An 18,368-nucleotide genomic window follows, 5' to 3' on the forward strand; every position below is an offset into this window, starting at 1 on the left:
CAGGCGGGTCGAAAGGGGCGGGGCACACCATGATGGGACCGGCGCACTCTATCTCCGGAGCGGCGGCATGGCTGGGGGTGGGAGCACTCGCCGCCGCGCTCGACCACCCGATGCCCTGGCCGACGCTCGTGGTCGGCGCACTGATCTGTGCCGGCGCCGCCCTCGCCCCCGACCTCGACCACAAGGCGGCCACGATATCGCGGGCCTTCGGGCCGGTCTCCCGGTGGTTCTGCGAGATCGTCGACAAGCTCTCGTACGCGACCTACAAGGCCACGCGCAAGGCCGGTGACCCGCGCCGTTCCGGTGGTCACCGCACACTGACCCATACCTGGGTGTGGGCCGTCGCGATCGGCGGGGGCGCCTCGCTGATCGCGGTGTACGGCGGGCGCTGGGGGGTCCTGGTGATCCTGTTCGTGCACGCCGTGCTCGCCGTCGAAGGACTGCTGTGGCGGCAGGCCCGGGTCTCCAGCGACATCCTGGTGTGGCTGCTCGGCGCCACCAGCGCCTGGGTGCTGGCCGACGTGCTGGACGGCACCGAGAACGGCAAGGGCTGGCTGTTCACCGAGCCCGGGCAGCAGTACCTGTGGATCGGCATCCCCATCGTGCTCGGCGCCCTCGTGCACTGCATCGGCGACGCCCTGACCGTCTCGGGCTGCCCGATCCTGTGGCCCATCCCGATCGGCCGCAAGCGCTGGTTCCCGCTGGGCCCGCCGAAGGCCATGCGGTTCCGCGCGGGCAGCTGGGTCGAGATCAAGGTGCTCACGCCGATCTTCTTCGCCGCCGGCGGACTGGGCGCGCTGGGGGCACTCGGCATCTTCGGCGGCTGAGCCCGCCATCCCCGTCACGCCCGTGGCCCCGGCCGTCGCAGGACGGCCGGGGCCACGCGCATCATCACGGACGAGCACAGGCCTAACCGTGCCAGGACCGCCACAGGGCGGCGTAGGCGCCGTCGGCCTCCACCAGCTGGTGGTGGCTGCCCAGCTCGCTGATCCGCCCGTCCTCGACCACTGCGATCAGGTCCGCGTCGTGCGCGGTGTGCAGGCGGTGCGCGATGGCCACCACGGTCCTGCCGTCCAGCACACGGGCCAGCGACCGTTCCAGATGGCGGGCCGCGCGCGGGTCCAGCAGCGAGGTGGCCTCGTCCAGCACCAGGGTGTGCGGGTCGGCGAGGACCAGCCGCGCCAGCGCCACCTGCTGCGCCTGGGCCGGGGTGAGCGCGGCGCCGCCCGAGCCGACCTCGGTGTCCAGGCCGTCGTCGAGCGCCCGTGCCCAGCCCTCGGCGTCGACCGCGGTGAGCGCTGCCCACAGCTCGTCGTCACCCGCTCCCGCGCGTGCCAGCAGCAGGTTGTCGCGGAGCGTGCCGACGAAGACGTGGTGCTCCTGGTTGACCAGGGCCACGTGCTCGCGGACCCGTTCCGCGGGCATCCGGGCCAGCTGTGCGCCGCCCAGGGTGATCTCGCCGGCCCGCGGGCTGTAGATCCCGGCCAGCAGCCGCCCCAGCGTCGACTTGCCCGCCCCCGACGGGCCGACCAGGGCCAGCCGCGTGCCGGGGCGGACCCGCAGGCTCACCCCGTGCAGCACGTCGCTGCCGGCGCGGTAGCCGAAGCGCACCTCGTCGGCGTGGACGTCGCGGCCGTCCGGCGCCACCCGCTCGTCCCCGGAACCCTGCTCGACCTCCCGGACGCCGACGAGCCGGGCCAGCGACACCTGGGCCACCTGCAGCTCGTCGTACCAGCGCAGGATGAGGTTGATCGGGTCGACCAGCATCTGCGCGTACAGCGCGCCCGTCGTCAGCTCGCCCACCGTCACGCGGCCGTGCAGGACCAGCGTCCCGCCGATCAGCAGCACCGCCGCGAGGATCAGCATGTACGTCACGTTGATCACCGGGAAGAGCACACTGCGCAGCCACATCGTGTGGCGCTCCCACGCCACCCACTGGCGGATGCGGATGCGCGACAGCTCCTCGCGGCGGTCGCCGAGCCGGTGCGCCTCGATGGTGCGCCCGGCGTCCACCGACTCCGCGAGGACCGCCGAGACGGCCGCGTAGCCGGCGGCCTCTGATCGGTACGCCCGCGGCGCGCGCCGGAAGTACCAGCGGCAGCCGGCGAGCAGCACCGGTACGGCCACCAGCACCGCCAGTGCCAGCGGCGGCGAGGTGACCGTCAGCGCGCCGAGCAGCAGGCCGCTCCACACCACGGCGATCGCCAGTTGCGGCACGGCCTCCCGCATCGCGTTGGACAGCCGGTCGATGTCGGTGGTGATGCGGGACAGCAGGTCGCCCGTGCCCGCCCGCTCCAGGACACCGGGGGGCAGCCCCACGGACCGTACGAGGAAGTCCTCGCGCAGGTCCGCCAGCATCCGCTCGCCCAGGATCGCGCCGCGCAGCCGCACCTCCCGGACGAACACCGTCTGCACGGCGAGCGCGGCGGCGAACAGCGCCATGGTGCGTCCGATGTGCAGGTCGCGGTGGCCCGCCGCCAGGTCCTCGACGAGCCCGCCCAGCAGATAGGGGCCGACCATCGAGGCGACGACGGCGACGGTGTTCACCGAGACGAGCACGGCGAACGCACCCCGGTGCCGCCGGGCCAGCTCGCCGACGTAACCGCGCACCGTGGCGGGCGAGCCCACCGGCAAGGTCGTCACGTGCCGTGGCGCGGCCGGGTCGTACTCCGGCGGTTCCACGCCGATCATGCGGTTTCCTCGGCTTTCTCGAGACGTGCGGATTCCTCGGGCGCCTGCTCGGTCTCGCGGGTGACCACCGCGCGGTAGCCGAGGTCGGCCCGGAGCAGTTCGCGGTGCGTGCCGGACGCGCGCACCGTGCCGTCCTCGACGAACACCACCCGGTCGGCGCGGTCCAGCAGCAGCGGACTGGAGGTGAGGACCACCGTCGTCCGCCCGTCGCGCAGCGCCCTGATGCCCTGGGCGATCCGGGCCTCGGTGTGCGTGTCGACGGCGCTGGTCGGCTCGTCCAGCACCAGGACCTCCGGATCGGCGACGAGTGACCGGGCCAGCGCCAGCCGCTGCCGCTGGCCGCCCGACAGGGACCGTCCGCGCTCGGTGATGCGGGAACGCATCGGGTCGCCCGAGTCGTCCACCGAGGCCTGGGCCAGTGCGTCGAGCACGTCGCCGCACTGCGCCGCCGCGAGGGCCTCGGCCGCGGTGACCTGGCCGGAGGCGGGCACGTCCAGCAGTTGCGTCAGCGTTCCCGACAGCAGCACCGGGTCCTTGTCCTGGACCAGCACGGCCGCGCGGGCCGCCGCGAGCGGCAGGTCGTCCAGCGCCGTCCCGCCGAGCAGCACCGAGGGGCCGTCCCCGGTCCCGGCCGGGCTGTGCCCGCCCAGCCGGTCCGCGAGGGCGCCGGCCGCGTCCGGGTCCCCGCACACCACGGCGGTCAGTTCCCCGGCCGGGGCGAGCAGCCCCGTCAGCGGGTCGTGGAGGTCGCCCGCCGGCAGCGGTCCCGTGCCCGCCGTGGCTCCGCCGTCGTCGCCCGCGGTGTCCCGCCGCAGCGCCAGCACGGCGGCGGCGCGCTTGGCGGACGGCCGGGAGAAGGAGTACGCCATCGCGATCTCCTCGAAGCCCCGCAGCGGGAACAGCAGGAAGACCACCGTCCCGTAGACGGTGACCAGTTCGCCCACCGTGATCCGTCCGTCCAGCGCCAGCCGCGCGCCGTACCAGGTCACCGCGAGCAGCAGCAGGCCGGGCAGGGCCACTTGCACGGCGCTGATCAGCGCCCACATCCGGGCGTTGCGGACGGCGGCGCTGCGGACCTCCTGCGAGGCCCGCCGGTAGCGGGACAGGAACAGCTCCTCGCCGCCGATGCCGCGCAGCACCCGCAGTCCGGCCACGGTGTCTGAGGCGAGTTCCGTGGCCTTGCCCGCCTTGGCACGCTGCTCGTCGGCGCGCCGCGTCGCGTGCGGCAGCAACGGCAGCACCGCCAAGGCCAGTACGGGGACACCCGCGGCCACGATCAGCCCCAGCTCGGGCCGGTACACCAGCAGGGCGACGGTGACGCCGACGGTCGCCAGCAGGGAGCAGGCGAAGCGGGCCAGTGCCTCGACGAACCAGCCGATCTTCTCGACGTCGCCGGTGCTCACCGCGACGACCTCGCCCGCCGCGACCCGCCGGGTGAGCAGCGAGCCCAGTTCCAGGGTCTTGCGCGACAGCAGGAGCTGCACCCGGGCGGCCGCGGAGATCCAGTTGGTGACGGCGGTGCGGTGCAGCATGGTGTCGCCGACGGCGGTCACCACGCCCAGGGCGAGGATCAGGCCGCCCGCGAGCGCGAGCCGTCCGCCGGAGCCGTCGACGACGGCCTGCACGGCGATGCCGACGGCGGCCGGGAAGCAGGCCACGGCCGCCATGTGGAGGGTGCCCCACAGCGTGGCCTTGATCTGGCCGCCGATCTGGCGCTGTTCCAGCCAGAGCAGGAAACGGAAGCCGGAGCGGGTGTCGGGGACACCCGGGTCGGCATGGGGGAGAGCGCGTAGCGACATGACATCCCGACATCGATGCTGGGGTGGGAGGAGACGTGCCAGCGTCGCGTCACAGAGGTGATGAATTCAACCCGTTTTTTCCCGGGGCGGGGGGAACGGGACACGGTCCGCATCCGTCCTCATCGAAGGGTGCGAAGATGGGACGCGACTTCAGGGAAGAGGGGCGGTTCGAGTGAGGCATGGGGCGGGGACGGTGGCCGTCGCGGCGGCGCTGGTGCTGCTCGCCGGCTGTGCCGGGGGCGCGGAGGAGCACCGGGACACGTCGGCGCACGCCGTGAAGCAGCCGCCGCGCGCCACCCAGGCGGGCGCCACGCGCGGGATACCGGGCGTCGGCCCCGCGCTGCGGTCCCGTATCCCGGCCGACTCCCGCCAGGTCGTCGCGGTGTACGGGCAGGGTGCGGGATCGGCCGACTCGACCATCGTGCTGTACACCCGGCAGGGCGACCTGTGGAAGCGCGAGCGTTCGTGGTCCGGGCACAACGGCAGGGGCGGCTGGACGACCGACCACCACGAGGGGGACAAGAAGAGCCCCGTGGGCGTCTTCACGCTCTCGGACGCGGGCGGTGTCCTGCCCGAGCCGCAGGCCCGGCTCCCCTACCACCACTCGTCCGCCTTCGCCGCGCCGAGCTACTGGGCCAAGCCGTACCGGCACGACTTCGACCTCGTCATCGCCATCGACTACAACCGGGTCAAGGGCACCTCCCCGCTGGATCCCACCCGCCCCCAGGGCCAGTCCAAGGGCGGCAGCATCTGGCTGCACATGGACCACGGCAGCGGCACGTCGGCGTGCGTCAGCCAGTCCAAGGCCGACATGGAGTACCTGCTGCGCACGCTCGATCCGGCGCTGCACCCGGTCGTGGTGATGGGGGACCGGGAGCACCTGGCGGCCTGACGGCGACTCAGGACGTCGTGCCGCAGGGCCGGTAGGCCTTCTGCAAGAGCGAAGCAGACTGTTTCCGCAAGAAGTTGAAAGTTTTTCCACGCGACATATTGACGCTACCCGTCAGCGGGGCCAGTCTCCTACCCGGAGTTCCCACGGGCGGGAACTCCGCCCCCACACTCGATGGCCCGGCGCGTGGCTGTCTTCGGGGCACCTTTGTGCCCGAACACGAAGGAGCCGCACCATGAGATCGCGTTTTCTGCGCGCGGGTCTGGCCGCCCTGCTCAGCACGGCCGGGCTCGTCGGCGTCTCGCAGCAGCCGGCCCAGGCAGCACCGCCCGGAAGCAAGGACGTCACCGCCACCCTCTTCGAGTGGAAGTTCGCCTCGGTCGCCAAGGAGTGCACCAACACCCTCGGCCCGGCCGGGTACGGCTACGTCGAGGTGTCGCCGCCCCAGGAGCACGTCCAGGGCGCGCAGTGGTGGACCTCCTACCAGCCCGTCAGCTACCGCATAGCGGGCCGGCTGGGTGACGGGACGGCCTTCAAGAACATGGTCGACACCTGTCACGCGGCCGGGGTCAAGGTCATCGCCGACGCCGTCGTCAACCACATGAGCGCCGGCTCGGGCACCGGCACCGGAGGCACGTCGTACAGCAAGTACAACTACCCGGGGTACTACCAGGACCAGGACTTCCACTCCTGCCGGACGAACATCTCCGACTACACCAACCGCGACAACGTCCAGAACTGCGAACTCGTCGGGCTCTCGGACCTGAACACCGGTAGCGACTACGTGCGCTCGACGATCGCGGCGTACCTGAACGGCCTCATCGCGCTGGGCGTCGACGGATTCCGCATCGACGCGGCCAAGCACATCGCGGCGGCCGACCTCTCCGCGATCAAGGCCAAGCTCAGCAACCCCTCCGTCTTCTGGGCGCAGGAGGTCATCTACGGTTCCGGGGAGGCCGTCCAGCCCGGCGAGTACACCGGCACCGGTGACGTCGACGCCTTCCAGGGCGCCTACGACCTCAAGCGGATCTTCACCGGCGAGAAGCTCGCCTACCTCAGCAACTGGGGCGCGTCATGGGGTGCGGGCTACCTCGCGAGCGGCAGTTCGCGCACCTTCGTCGACAACTGGGACACCGAGCGCAACGGTTCGACCCTCACCTACAAGGCGGGCGCGACCTACACCCTGGCCAACGTCTACATGCTGGCCTGGCCCTACGGCTCGCCCAACGTGTACTCCGGCTACGAGTTCTCCGACAACGACGCCGGCCCGCCCAACGGCGGCACCGTCAACGCCTGCTACAGCGACGGCTGGAAGTGCCAGCACGCCTGGCCGCAGATCTCGGGCATGGTCGGCTTCCGCAACGCGGTCGCCGGCACCGCGGTGACCAACTGGTGGTCCAACGGCAACAACGCCATCGCCTTCGGGCGCGGCAGCAAGGGCTACGTCGCGATCAACCACGAGAGCGGCTCCCTCACGCAGACCTTCACCACCTCGCTGCCCGCCGGCACCTATTGCGACGTGCAGCACAGCGGCGCCACCTACACCGTCGGCTCGGACGGCAGGTTCACCGCCACCATCGGCGCCAACGACGCGGTGGCGCTCTACACCGGCGCCCCCTGCGGCAGCGGAGGCGGCGGCACGACGCCCGCGAGCGGTGCGTCCTTCTCGGTGAACGCCACCACGGTGGGGGGCCAGAACGTCTACGTCGTCGGCAACAACACCGCCCTCGGCAACTGGAACACCGGCAACGCCCTGCCGCTGTCCTCGGCGGCCTACCCGGTGTGGAAGCTCGACGTCTCCATGGGCGCGGGCACGTCCTTCGAGTACAAGTACATCAAGAAGGACGGCAGCGGGAACGTCACCTGGGAGTCCGGCGCCAACCGTACGGCGACCGTCCCCGCGAGCGGCAAGGTGACGATGGGCGACACCTGGCGCGCCTGACCCCTCCCTGCGCTCCAGCGCCTCAGCAGCGACCCGGCGCGGTGTCCAGGACGGCGAGCAACGCCGTCAGGGCATCGCGCTGGTCCGTGTCCAGGGGGGAGAGAAGCTCCTCGGCCGCCGCCCGGCGGGCGCGGCGCAGCCGCCGCACGGCGTCGTCGCCCTCCTCGGTGAGTTCGATGCGCACCACCCTGCGGTTGACCGGGTCGGGCGCCCTGCGGACCAGCCCCCGCTCCTCCAGGGCGTCGGTCAGGCTCGTCACCGCGCGCGGCACGACGTCCAGCCGCTCGGCGAGGTCGGCCATCCGGGGCGCGGTCCCGCTCTTGAGGATGTGCGCGACCGTGCGCAGCATGCGTGCCTGGGCCGGGGTGATGCCCACCGGCTCCAGGTGCCGCCGCTGTGCGCGGTGCAGCCGACGGGTCAGCCACAGCAACTGGTCGGCGAGGCGCCCGGTGCTCTCGTCGGTGTCCGCGGCGGAGGTGCGGGATTCCATGGTCAGAGGGTATCAGGATGCGGTTCATTGTGAGTATAGGTAACAATGAACTACACTCTCATCGCCTTGACATGCCCGGACCTTTCGGAGGCCCTTTGCACCCCGATCAATCCCCGAGGTGGACCCCGCCGCCCAAGGACCCCGCCCGACCCAACGACGTGCGCCGCGTCCTGCGGCTCTTCCGCCCCTACCGTGCCCGCCTGACCGTCGTCGGGCTCCTCGTCGGCGCCGCCTCACTCGTCTCGGTCGCCTCGCCCTTCATGCTGCGCGAGATCCTCGACACCGCGATCCCGCAGGGCCGCACCGGGCTGCTGAGCCTGCTCGCCCTCGGCATGATCGCCACCGCCGTCCTCAACAGCGTCTTCGGCGTCCTGCAGACCCTGATCTCCACCACGGTCGGCCAGCGCGTCATGCACGACCTGCGCACCGCCGTCTACGAGCAACTGCAGCGCATGTCGCTGGCCTTCTTCACCCGGACCCGCACCGGAGAGGTGCAGTCCCGCATCGCCAACGACATCGGCGGCATGCAGGCCACCGTCACCTCCACCGCGACCTCGCTGGTGTCCAACCTCACCAGTGTCGTGGCCACCGTCGTCGCGATGATCGCCCTGGACTGGCGCCTGACCATCGCCTCCCTGCTGCTGCTCCCGGTCTTCGTGTGGATCAGCCGCCGGGTCGGCACCGAGCGCAAGAAGATCACCACCCAGCGCCAGAAGCAGATGGCCGCGATGTCCGCCATCGTCACCGAGTCGCTGTCCGTCAGCGGCATCCTCCTCGGCCGCACCATGGGACGCGCCGACTCCCTCACCCGCTCCTTCGCCGAGGAGTCGGACCGGCTGGTCGACCTCGAGGTGCGCTCCAACATGGCAGGCCGCTGGCGGATGTCCACCATCGGCGTCGTCATGGCCGCCATGCCCGCGCTCATCTACTGGGTCGCCGGCATCGCCGTCAACGGAGCGGGCGGGGCGGTGTCGATCGGCACGCTCGTCGCCTTCGTCTCGCTCCAGCAGGGCCTGTTCCGGCCCACCGTCAGCCTGCTGTCGACCGGTGTCCAGGTGCAGACCTCGCTCGCGCTCTTCCAGCGCATCTTCGAGTACCTCGACCTGCCCGTCGACATCACCGAGAAGGACGACCCCGTACGCCTCCCGCGGGTCCGCGGCGACATCCGCTTCGAGGGCGTCGGCTTCTCCTACGACCCGGCCACGCCCGGGCGCACCCTCGACGGCATCGACCTGGCGGTCCCGGCCGGCGGCAGCCTCGCCGTCGTCGGCGCCACCGGCTCCGGCAAGAGCACCCTCAGCTACCTCGTGCCCCGGCTGTACGACGTCACCGAGGGCCGCGTCAGGCTCGACGGCGTCGACGTCCGCGACCTCGCCTTCGACACGCTCGCCGCATCGGTCGGCGTCGTCTCCCAGGAGACGTACCTCTTCCACGCCTCGGTCGCCGAGAACCTCCGCTTCGCCAAGCCCGACGCCACCGACGAGGAGGTCGTCGCCGCCGCCCGCGCCGCGCAGATCCACGACCACATCGCGGGGCTGCCCGACGGCTACGACACCGTCGTCGGCGAACGCGGCTACCGCTTCTCCGGCGGAGAGAAGCAGCGCCTGGCCATCGCGCGGACGATCCTGCGCGACCCGCCGGTCCTCATCCTCGACGAGGCCACCAGCGCGCTGGACACCCGTACCGAGCACGCCGTCCAGGACGCCATCGACGCCCTCTCGGCGGGCCGCACGACCCTCACCATCGCCCACCGGCTGTCCACCGTCCGCGACGCCGACCAGATCGTCGTCCTCGACCACGGCCGGATCGTGGAACGCGGCAGCCACGACGAACTGCTCGCCCTGGACGGCCGCTACGCCGCCCTGGTCCGCCGTGACGCCCAACTCGTCCATACGGCATGATCCTCGGCCATGGGACCCATCGCGGGGGCGGAACTCCCCGGCTACCGGCAGATCGAGACGGACGCCTGGACCAATGACCACGGCGACCTCGTCAGCCTGCACTGGTTCGACGTGCCGCCGGACATCCCCGCGCCCCTGGAGGACCTGCCGCGCCTGCGCCACGCCCTGGCCCACTACACGGCCGGGGCGGGCGGCGGCCTCATCGAGGCCGACGTCCTGCACCTGGGAACGGTCCCCACGTTGCGCCAGGTCATCAAGGTCCCCCTGCCGGACCGCCCCACCGGCCAGGCGTTCCTCGGCAGCTACACCCTGCCCCGGGCCTCCTGCAGCGCCGTCGTGAAGGTCCAGGCCCTGGAGCAGGGCACCACCGGCGTCCGGGAGGCGCAGGTGCTCATCGAACTCGGCCCCGAGCGCTACTTCATGCCCCACCCCTACGCCTCCGACCTGCGGCAGGGCCTGCCCTTCCACTGGGGCGACGCCCCCCACTACGACGCGCACTTCCCCGACCACCCGCTCACCCGGGTCCGGGACGCACTGGCCCAGCTCGCCGTCTCGCTCCAGGTGGCCCCGGAGTACGCGGCCCTGCCTCCCTTCGCGGGACCGGTCACCACCACGCCGTAGACCCGGGTGAGCAAGCGCACATTCCGCCCCCGCCGATCGTCCGTCCGGTGCCCGGCACCGGCGCTAGGGTGAGCGGCGCCGCGCCGACCGCAGGAGGCAACCGATGGCCGCGTCCGACCGTTCCGCCGTGCTGCTGGCCAGGTTGCTCGCCACCACGGGCACCGCCCACTTCGTGGCGCCCCGGCCCTTCGACGCGATCGTCCCGCGCGTCCTGCCCGGCGAGCCCCGCACCTGGACCTACGTCAGCGGCGCGGTGGAACTGGCGCTCGCCGCGGGCATCGCACTGCCCCGTACCCGCCGGGCGAGCGCCCTGCTGGCGGCGGGCTTCTTCACCGCCGTGCTGCCGGCCAACGTGAAGATGGCCCGGGACTGGCGCGACCGGCCCGCGCCCCTGCGGAACGCCGCCTACGCCCGGCTGCCGCTCCAGGCACCGCTGGTGCTGTGGGCCCTGAAGGTGAGCCGCGACAGCCGCCCCTGACCGGCCCACGGGGCGTTGTCGGTGCCCCGTTCTACCCTCGGACGGTGACCTCGCACAGGAGCCCGTCCGTCGCCGTCGTCGCCGACCCCCTGGGGACCGGCGGGCGGCTGCAGGCGCTGCGCGAGGACGGCACCGCGGACGGACCCCCGCAGACCGTCGGCGACCTCGTGGAGGCCGTCGCCGAGCGCGAGGCCCGGCAGGCGCCGCGCTGGGTGTGGGCCGCCACCGACGAGATCTACCCGCCGCTGCTGGAGCGGCTCCCGGCCCGTCCGGCCCGGTGCCACGACCTCAAGCTCGTCGAGGCCCTGCTGCTCGGTTCCGAGGAGCGCTGGGGCCTGCCCCGTTCGCTGGGCGCCGGCTGGGCCCGGCTACGCGGACTCCCCGTGCCGGACGACGCGCGCGAAGGCGGCTCCGACGACCAGCCGGTGCTCTTCGCCGCCGACCGCCATCATCTGCCGCCGGGCACCGACCCGCTGGAGGCGGTGGTCGCCGTGCACGCCGACCACCAGCGCCGGATCGCCCTGTCCGAGCACCCCGACCGGCTGCGCCTGCTGGCCGCCGCCGAGTCCGCCGGCGCCCTGGCCGCCGCCGAGATGGCCCGGGACGGCCTGCCCTGGAGCGCCGCCGCCCACGACGCGGTGCTCACCGGGCTGCTCGGCCCCCGCCCGGCGGGCGGCGTCCGTCCCAAGGTGCTGTCCGAGCTCGCCACCGGCATCCATGAGGCCTTGGGCCGCCCGGTGAACCCCGACTCGCCGGCCCAACTGCTGCCCGCCTTCGAGCGCGTGGGCGTGCGGATCACCTCGACCCGCTCCCACGTGCTGAGGGAGGTCGGGCATCCGGCCGCCGCGTTGCTGCTGCGCTACAAGGAGCTCTCCCGCATCCACAGCGCCCACGGCTGGGCCTGGCGTGAACAGTGGGCGCCCGCCGGGCGGTTCCACCCCGAGTACGTCGTCGGCGGTGTCGTATCCGGCCGCTGGGCCACCCGCGGCGGCGGAGCCCTGCAGATCCCCCGGCAGATCCGCGCCGCCGTGGTCGCCGACCCCGGGCACCGGCTGGTCGTCGCCGACGCGGGCCAGCTGGAACCCCGCGTCCTGGCCGCCCTCTCCGGCGATCCCGGGCTGGCGGCGGCCGCCGCCGAGGGCGACCTGTACGCGGCCCTGGCGCGCACCGCGTTCGGGGGCGACCGCGCGCGGGCCAAACTGGGCCTGCTGGGCGCGATGTACGGCCAGACCAGCGGTGAGGTGGGGCCGCTGCTCGAGGTCCTGCGCCGCCGCTTCCCGGACGCCATGCGCCTGGTGGAGTCCGCCGCCCGCACCGGCGAGGGCGGCGGTGTCGTCCGGTCCCACCTCGGGCGTACGTCACCGGCGCCGTCCGCCGACCGCCAGGAGCTCACCGACGCCCAGGCCCGCGCCTGGGGCCGCTTCACCCGCAACTTCGTCATCCAGGCCACGGCCGCCGAATGGGCGCTGGCCGTGCTGGCCTCGCTGCGGCGCCGCCTGGCCGCGCTCGACGGACGGCCGCACCTGGTGTTCTTCCTGCACGACGAGGTCATCGTGCACACCCCCCAGGAGCTGGCCCCCGCCGTGGAGCACGCCGTCGCGGAGTCCGCGGAGGAGGCCCGGCGCCTGCTCTTCGGCCCGACGCCGGTGCCCTTCCCGCTGCACACCCATGTCGTCGAGTGCTACGCGGACGCCAAGTGAGCGGCGCGCGGTCAGTCCGTCACGAGGACGACCTCCAGGGTGCGCGGCCCGTGCACGCCCTCCACCCGGTCCAGTTCGATGTCACTGGTGGCGGAGGGTCCGGAGATCCACGTCAACGGCCGGACGGGATCCAGCCGTTCCAGCGCCTGCGGCACCGAGTCCACGACCTGCTCCGGGACGCGCACGACGACGACGTGGTGGTCCGGGACGAGCGTGATCCTGCGCCGCCCCTGGTCGGGCCCGGCGTCCAGCACGATGGTGCCGGTCTCCGCGATCGCCACCGCGCAACCGGTGACGACGCTGTCGACGGCGTCCAGTTCGCGGGCCGTCAGCGCCGCGGAATCGGCCACCCGTTCCACGTCCTGCACCGCCGAGAGCCACTGCTCCGGAAGGCCGGGCGGGACGACGACCCGGCGGGCGCCGCGCGCGGCCAGCAGGCCGGCGAGGCGGCCGGGCAGCTCCCCGACGGTGGCGCGGTGGACGATGGCACGGTAGTCGGCGAGGTTCTCGGCCAGCAGATCGGCGGTCTGCGCGGCGTCCCGCCGTCCGTGGACACGCAGATAGTCACGGTCCACCGCGCCGCGCGCCGGTGCCGACCCGTGGGGCGCGTCGGCGAGGGCGCGGCGGATCCGCCCCAGGACCTGGTCACGGGTGCTCACTTGGTGCCCTCCCTGCTCTCGGTGCTGCCGCTGCCGGCGCCGGCGGTGCCCGGCCCCCGGGTGCGCCGCCACCAGTCGCGGAAGGACTCCGCCGGCACCGACGGGACGTCCCGGGTGTCGGTCCACGCCTTCCCGGGCCCTGGCAGCCGGCTGGGGTGGAACCTGCGGGTCCGCGACGCCAGCCGCTGACCGGCGCGCAGCGCGGCCGGGTGGTCCAGCGTCCAGCGCGCCGCGCGCATGGCCGCCCGCTCGGCCGCGTGGCCCTTGGCGGGCCTGAGCGTCACCTTGTTGCCCGCCCGGGTGGCCTCGCCGCCCTGCACGACGCGTTCCCGCAGGTGGACGAGGACCTCCGGGATGTCGATGGCGACCGGGCACACCTCGTAGCAGGCGCCGCAGAGGGACGAGGCGTACGGCAGCGAGGCGTCGATCGCGGTGTCCGTGCCGCGGAGCTGCGGGGTGAGGATGGCGCCGATCGGCCCGGGGTAGGCGGACCCGTACGCATGCCCGCCGGCCCGCTCGTACACGGGGCAGACGTTGAGGCAGGCCGAGCAGCGGATGCAGCGCAGGGCCTGCCGGCCCACCTCGTCGGCGAGGGTGTCGGTGCGGCCGTTGTCGACCAGGACGAGGTGGAAGGCGCGCGGTCCGTCCTCGTCGGTGGTCCCGGTCCAGGTGCTCGTGTACGGGTTCATCCGCTCGGCCGTGGAGGAGCGCGGCAGGAGCTGCAGGAAGACCTCGAGGTCCTGCCAGCTCGGCAGCACCTTCTCGATGCCGACCACCGAGATCAGGGTCTCGGGGAGCGTCAGGCACATGCGGCCGTTGCCCTCGGACTCCACCACGACCAGGGTGCCGGTCTCGGCGATCATGAAGTTGGCGCCCGAGATGCCGACCTTGGCACGCAGGAACTTCTCCCGCAGGTGGAGCCGGGCGGCCTCGGCCAGTTCGGCGGGGGAGTCGGAGAGCCCCTCGGGCGCCGGACGGCCCCAGCGGCCCATGGCCTCGTTGAAGATGTCCCGGATCTCGGAGCGGTTGCGGTGGATCGCGGGCACCAGGATGTGGCTCGGCAGGTCGTCGCCGAGCTGCACGATCAGCTCGGCCAGGTCCGTCTCGTAGGCGGAGATCCCGGCCTCGGCGAGCGCCTCGTTGAGACCGATCTCCTGGGTCGCCATGGACTTGACCTTGACGACCTCGGTCTCACCGGTGGCGCGGACCAGGTCCGTCACGATGCGGTTGGCCTCGTCCGCGTCGACGGCCCAGTGGACGGTGCCTCCCGCGGCGGTGACCGCCTCCTCCAACCGCACCAGGTAGTGGTCGAGATGGCGCAGCACGTCGTCCTTGATCTGCTTGCCCGCCGCCCGCAGTTGCTGCCAGTCGTCGAGTTCGGCGACGGCGCGGGCCCGCTTGTCCCGGATGGTGTGGGTGGCGTGCCGCAGGTTGCCGCGCAGGGTTGTGTTGCGCACGGCCTCGCCGGCGGCGACGGGGAAGGCGGGCATGCCCAGGTAGGTGCCGCTCATCGGATGCCTCCGTAGGGCTGCTCCTCGGTCGACGCGAGGATCTCGGCGAGGTGGACCGGCCGGACCTCGGAGCCGAGCCGGGCGAGGGTGCCGCCGATGTGCATCAGGCAGGAGTTGTCCACCGTGCACACGGCGCGAGCGCCGGTGGAGGTGATGTTGCGGGCCTTGTCCGCGCCCATCGCCGCGGAGACGGCCGCGTTCTTGACGGCGAAGGTGCCGCCGAATCCGCAGCATTCCTCGGCGCCCGGCAGCTCGACCAGCTCCAGCCCCTTCACATGGCTGAGCAGTTCCACCGGGCGGCGGCCCAGCCCCAGCATCCTCAGGCCATGACAGGTCGGATGATAGGTGACGGGATAGGGGAAGTAGGCGCCGACGTCCGTCACCTTGAGCACGTCGGTGAGGAACTCGGTCAGCTCGTAGGTGCGCGGCACGACGGACGCGGCGACGGCGGTGAGACCCTCCCCGCGCCCCTCCGCGCGGGCCCGGTCGCCGATGCGGGGGTAGTTGTCCCGCACCATCGCGGCGCAGGAACCGGACGGGGTGACGATGTAGTCGTACCCCTCGAACGCCTTGGCGTACCGCCTGACCAGGGGCTCCGTCTCGTGGCGGTAGCCGGTGTTGAACTGCGGCTGGCCGCAGCAGGTCTGCGCGGCGGGGAAGTCCACGGTCACCCCCAGCCGCTCCAGCAGGGTCACGACGGCCTTCCCCGTCTCGGGGTACAGCGTGTCGTTCACGCAAGTGACGAACAGTGCTACGCGCATGCGGCCTCCTCACGGTCGGCACGGCCACCCGTGGGCTCATACTGCCGTATACGCCCCGCACTATGGGGCAGAGATCGGATGTCTGCGCGCCGCAGAACGTGCCATTGACGAGCCATGTCGGGGTGTCCTAACGTCCCTGCCATCGATTGAAACCTTTCATATCAGACCCGAGAGGCCAGGGCCGACCGTGCAGCGCGTCTGTTTCCTGTTGAAGGTCCGCAAGGACCGGCTCGCCGAGTACCGCGAGCGTCACGCCGCCGTCTGGCCCGACATGCTGGACGCCCTCTCCGCCACCGGCTGGCACAACTACTCGCTCTTCCTCCGTGAGGACGGCCTGCTCGTCGGCTACCTGGAGACCGAGGACTTCGCGGCCGCACAGGAGGCGATGGCGGCGACCGACGTCAATGCCCGCTGGCAGGCGGAGATGGCGGACTTCTTCGAGGCGCTGGACGGAGCCCGGCCCGACGAGGCCATGCGGCCGCTCACGGAGGTCTTCCACCTGGCATGACGCCACTGCCGTAGCCCGCGCGACGATCCGCCCCGCCCCGGAGGCCACGCTGCCGTTCCGCCGCTGCCGTTCGGCCGGCCGGACACAGTGGGCGCCGACGCCGTCACGAATGCGTAGCATGAACCCGCGGCCTGCGGCGGGCCGGCGGCAGGAGGTAGGGCGGAGCTCGTGACACGCATGGTGGGGATCAAGGACGTCGCCCGGCAGGCGGGCGTTTCGGTCGGCACGGTGTCGAACGTGATCAACCGGCCCGACATGGTCTCCGAGGACACGCGTGCCCGCGTGCTGTCGGTCATCGAGCAACTGGGCTACGTGCGCAGTGAGTCCGCCCGGCAGCTGAGGGCGGGCCGCAGCAGGATCATCGCGCTGCTCGTGCTCGACATGGCCAACCCCTTCTTCGTGGACGTCGCCTCCGGGGCCGAGCGGGCCGCCCGCGAGACCGGGCTCGGAGTGATGCTCTGCAACAGCGGCGAGAGCCCTTCGGAGGAGGCCGACTACCTCGGGCTCTTCGCCGAGCAGCGGGTGCGCGGCGTCCTGGTGACGCCCGCGGACACCAGCGGCCGGAACATCGCCTCCTTCCGGCGCCACGGCATCCCCTTCGTCTTCGTGGACCGCGTCGTGCCGAGCGCCGAGGCCTGCTCGGTGTCCGTGGACGACATCGAGGGCGGCCGCCTCGCGGTCGACCACCTCATCGAACGCGGCCACGAACGCATCGTCTACGTCAGCGGTCCGATGCACCTCGCCCAGTGCCAGGACCGGCGCACGGGCGCCTTGGACGCGCTCGCCGCCGCCGGGCTCCCCGCGGAGTCCCTGGCGCACATCGAGGCGGAGCGTCTGGACGTCCCCTCCGGACGCGACGCCGGCGCCCGGCTCCTGGGGATGGCCAACCGCCCGACCGCCGTCTTCTGCGCCAACGACCTGCTCGCGCTGGGCGTGCTGCAGGCGCTGTACGCGGCGGGCATCGCGGTGCCCGAGGAGATCGCACTGGTCGGTTACGACGACATCGAGTTCGCGGCGGCGGCCGCGGTGCCGCTGACGTCCGTGCGGCAGCCCGCTTACCGGATGGGCCGCGCGGCGGCCGACCTGCTCATCGAGGAGACCGGGGACGCGGCCGAGGAGCACGAGCACCGGCGCATCGTCTTCCAGCCCGAACTCGTCGTCCGGGGCTCCACCCTCGGCAAGAGCGGCCGCGCCGCCCGCTGAGCCCTCCGGGAGCGCCGGGCCCGGGGGTCCGCCCGGCCCTCGGGTCGGTCCGTTCCGCCGGAACCACGCATCTTGGCCGGGCCGTCAGCCGGCCGCGGCCACCGCTTCCGGCGTCCGGGCCGCGTCCAGGGCGCGGTCCCGTCCCCGCAGGTAGGCGCGGATCTCGCGGACCGCGCTGCGGCCGGCCCGGTTGGCGCCGATGGTGCTCGCGGAGGGGCCGTAGCCGATGAGGTGGACGCGCGGGTCGGCGGCGACCTGGGTGAGCCCCTCCAGGCGGATGCCGCCGCCGGGCTCGCGCAGGCGCAGCGGGGCGAGGTGGTCCAGGGCGGCACGGAAGCCGGTGGCCCACAGGATGACGTCGGCGGTGACGTGGCGGCCGTCCGCCCAGGTCACGCCGTCCGGGGTGATCCGGTCGAACATGGGGAGGCGTTCGAGGATGCCGCGCTCGCGGGCGCGCTCCATCGCCTCGGTCATGGGCAGCCCCGTCACGCTGACGACGCTCTGGGGCGGAAGGCCGTGCTTGACGCGTTCCTCGACCAGCGCCACCGCGGCCCGTCCCTGATCCTCCCCGAAGGGGCCCGTGTGGTACGCGGGCGGCCGCCGGGTCACCCAGGTCGTCGCGGCCGCGCCACCCGGCTCGTGGAGTTCCATGAGCAGTTGTACGGCCGAGGTGCCGCCGCCGACCACGATCACGTGCTTCCCGGCGAACTCCTCGCGCCCGCGGTACCCCGCCGTGTGCAGCTGGCGGCCGCGGAAGGCCTCCTGGCCCGGGTAACGGGGGACGAAGGGCCGGTCCCAGGTCCCGGTCGCGTTGATCAGCGCGCGGGCAGCCCACGTGCCGGCGTCGGACTCGACCAGCAGGCGCCCTTCCGGGCCCTCGCGGACCGTGGAGACGTCGACCGGGCGGTGCACCCGCAGGTCGAAGGTGCGCTCGTAGCGGTCGAAGTACTCGGCGACGACCTCGGCGGACGGCCGGTCGGGGTCGGCGCCCTCCAGCTCCATGCCGGGCAGCGAGTGCACCCCGTGCGCCCTGCCGTACGTCAGCGTCGGCCAGCGGAACTGCCAGGCGCCGCCGGGGCCGGGGGAGTGGTCGAGGACGACGAAGTCCTCGTCCGGCCGCATCCCGTTCCGTCGCAGGAAGTACGCACCCGAGAGCCCGGCCTGCCCGGCCCCGATGACGGCGACGTCCACATCCACATGGTTCACGTTTCCACT

The 18,368-nt window shown here is 72.9% G+C and carries 16 protein-coding genes; 9 read left to right on the plus strand and 7 right to left on the minus strand.

The window, feature by feature from the left end:
• Positions 1-29: 29 nt before the first annotated feature.
• Positions 30-827: a metal-dependent hydrolase gene (locus AC1VWI_RS37395; protein WP_499515465.1), complete on the plus strand. Its 798-nt coding sequence runs from the start codon at positions 30-32 to the stop codon at positions 825-827.
• Positions 828-909: 82 nt separating this feature from the next.
• Here AC1VWI_RS37395 and AC1VWI_RS37400 read toward each other — a convergent pair whose 3' ends face one another.
• Positions 910-2,691, minus strand: coding sequence for an ABC transporter ATP-binding protein (locus AC1VWI_RS37400; protein ID WP_499515466.1), 1,782 nt, complete (start codon positions 2,689-2,691; stop codon positions 910-912).
• A complete protein-coding gene (locus tag AC1VWI_RS37405; RefSeq protein WP_499515467.1) occupies positions 2,688-4,490 on the minus strand; it encodes an ABC transporter transmembrane domain-containing protein in 1,803 nt (600 codons plus the stop codon). The genes AC1VWI_RS37400 and AC1VWI_RS37405 overlap by 4 nt, the downstream gene beginning before the upstream one ends.
• 172 nt (positions 4,491-4,662) lie before the next feature.
• Between AC1VWI_RS37405 and AC1VWI_RS37410 the strand changes: the two genes are divergently transcribed.
• Positions 4,663-5,382, plus strand: a complete 720-nt coding sequence (locus tag AC1VWI_RS37410; protein ID WP_499515468.1) for a L,D-transpeptidase family protein — start codon at positions 4,663-4,665, stop codon at positions 5,380-5,382.
• A 232-nt stretch (positions 5,383-5,614) separates the two neighbouring features.
• Positions 5,615-7,321 carry a carbohydrate-binding module family 20 domain-containing protein gene (locus tag AC1VWI_RS37415; protein WP_499515469.1) on the plus strand — a complete coding sequence of 569 codons (1,707 nt, stop codon included), beginning with the start codon at positions 5,615-5,617 and terminating at the stop codon, positions 7,319-7,321.
• Positions 7,322-7,343: 22 nt separating this feature from the next.
• Here AC1VWI_RS37415 and AC1VWI_RS37420 read toward each other — a convergent pair whose 3' ends face one another.
• Complete coding sequence (locus AC1VWI_RS37420) at positions 7,344-7,811, minus strand: MarR family winged helix-turn-helix transcriptional regulator (RefSeq protein WP_499515470.1); 468 nt, start codon at positions 7,809-7,811, stop codon at positions 7,344-7,346.
• A gap of 95 nt (positions 7,812-7,906) precedes the next feature.
• Here AC1VWI_RS37420 and AC1VWI_RS37425 point away from each other — a divergent pair, with 95 nt between their 5' ends.
• From AC1VWI_RS37425 to AC1VWI_RS37440, 4 genes are all read left to right on the plus strand, one after another.
• Positions 7,907-9,712 (plus strand): ABC transporter ATP-binding protein, encoded by a 1,806-nt coding sequence (locus tag AC1VWI_RS37425; protein WP_499515471.1) that lies wholly within the window; start codon positions 7,907-7,909, stop codon positions 9,710-9,712.
• Between the two features lie 9 nt (positions 9,713-9,721).
• On the plus strand, positions 9,722-10,333 hold the full coding sequence (locus AC1VWI_RS37430) for a hypothetical protein (RefSeq protein WP_499515472.1): 612 nt from the start codon (positions 9,722-9,724) through the stop codon (positions 10,331-10,333).
• A gap of 103 nt (positions 10,334-10,436) precedes the next feature.
• A complete protein-coding gene (locus AC1VWI_RS37435) occupies positions 10,437-10,811 on the plus strand; it encodes a DoxX family protein (RefSeq protein ID WP_499515473.1) in 375 nt (124 codons plus the stop codon).
• A 44-nt stretch (positions 10,812-10,855) separates the two neighbouring features.
• On the plus strand, positions 10,856-12,511 hold the full coding sequence (locus tag AC1VWI_RS37440) for a bifunctional 3'-5' exonuclease/DNA polymerase (protein WP_499515474.1): 1,656 nt from the start codon (positions 10,856-10,858) through the stop codon (positions 12,509-12,511).
• A gap of 11 nt (positions 12,512-12,522) precedes the next feature.
• Here the strand turns inward: AC1VWI_RS37440 and AC1VWI_RS37445 are convergent, their stop codons facing one another.
• From AC1VWI_RS37445 to AC1VWI_RS37455, 3 genes are read right to left on the minus strand one after another with little or no spacing between them, the layout of a single operon-like run.
• Positions 12,523-13,170, minus strand: coding sequence for a LutC/YkgG family protein (locus AC1VWI_RS37445; RefSeq protein WP_499515475.1), 648 nt, complete (start codon positions 13,168-13,170; stop codon positions 12,523-12,525).
• Complete coding sequence (locus tag AC1VWI_RS37450; RefSeq protein ID WP_499515476.1) at positions 13,167-14,681, minus strand: LutB/LldF family L-lactate oxidation iron-sulfur protein; 1,515 nt, start codon at positions 14,679-14,681, stop codon at positions 13,167-13,169. Before AC1VWI_RS37450 ends, AC1VWI_RS37445 begins: the two co-directional genes overlap by 4 nt.
• The gene (locus tag AC1VWI_RS37455; protein ID WP_499515477.1) at positions 14,678-15,442 is read right to left on the minus strand and encodes a (Fe-S)-binding protein; all 765 of its coding nucleotides are present in this window, start codon (positions 15,440-15,442) and stop codon (positions 14,678-14,680) included. Before AC1VWI_RS37455 ends, AC1VWI_RS37450 begins: the two co-directional genes overlap by 4 nt.
• Before the next feature lie 187 nt (positions 15,443-15,629).
• Here AC1VWI_RS37455 and AC1VWI_RS37460 point away from each other — a divergent pair, with 187 nt between their 5' ends.
• A complete protein-coding gene (locus AC1VWI_RS37460; protein WP_499515478.1) occupies positions 15,630-15,950 on the plus strand; it encodes an L-rhamnose mutarotase in 321 nt (106 codons plus the stop codon).
• 177 nt (positions 15,951-16,127) lie between these two features.
• Positions 16,128-17,153, plus strand: coding sequence for a LacI family DNA-binding transcriptional regulator (locus AC1VWI_RS37465; protein WP_499517006.1), 1,026 nt, complete (start codon positions 16,128-16,130; stop codon positions 17,151-17,153).
• Between the two features lie 84 nt (positions 17,154-17,237).
• On the opposite strand, the gene AC1VWI_RS37470 is transcribed toward AC1VWI_RS37465, so the two are convergent.
• The gene (locus tag AC1VWI_RS37470; protein ID WP_499515479.1) at positions 17,238-18,359 is read right to left on the minus strand and encodes an NAD(P)-binding domain-containing protein; all 1,122 of its coding nucleotides are present in this window, start codon (positions 18,357-18,359) and stop codon (positions 17,238-17,240) included.
• Between the last annotated feature and the right edge of the window lie 9 nt (positions 18,360-18,368).

The sequence above is a fragment of the Streptomyces sp. TOM-9 genome (assembly GCF_056858595.1).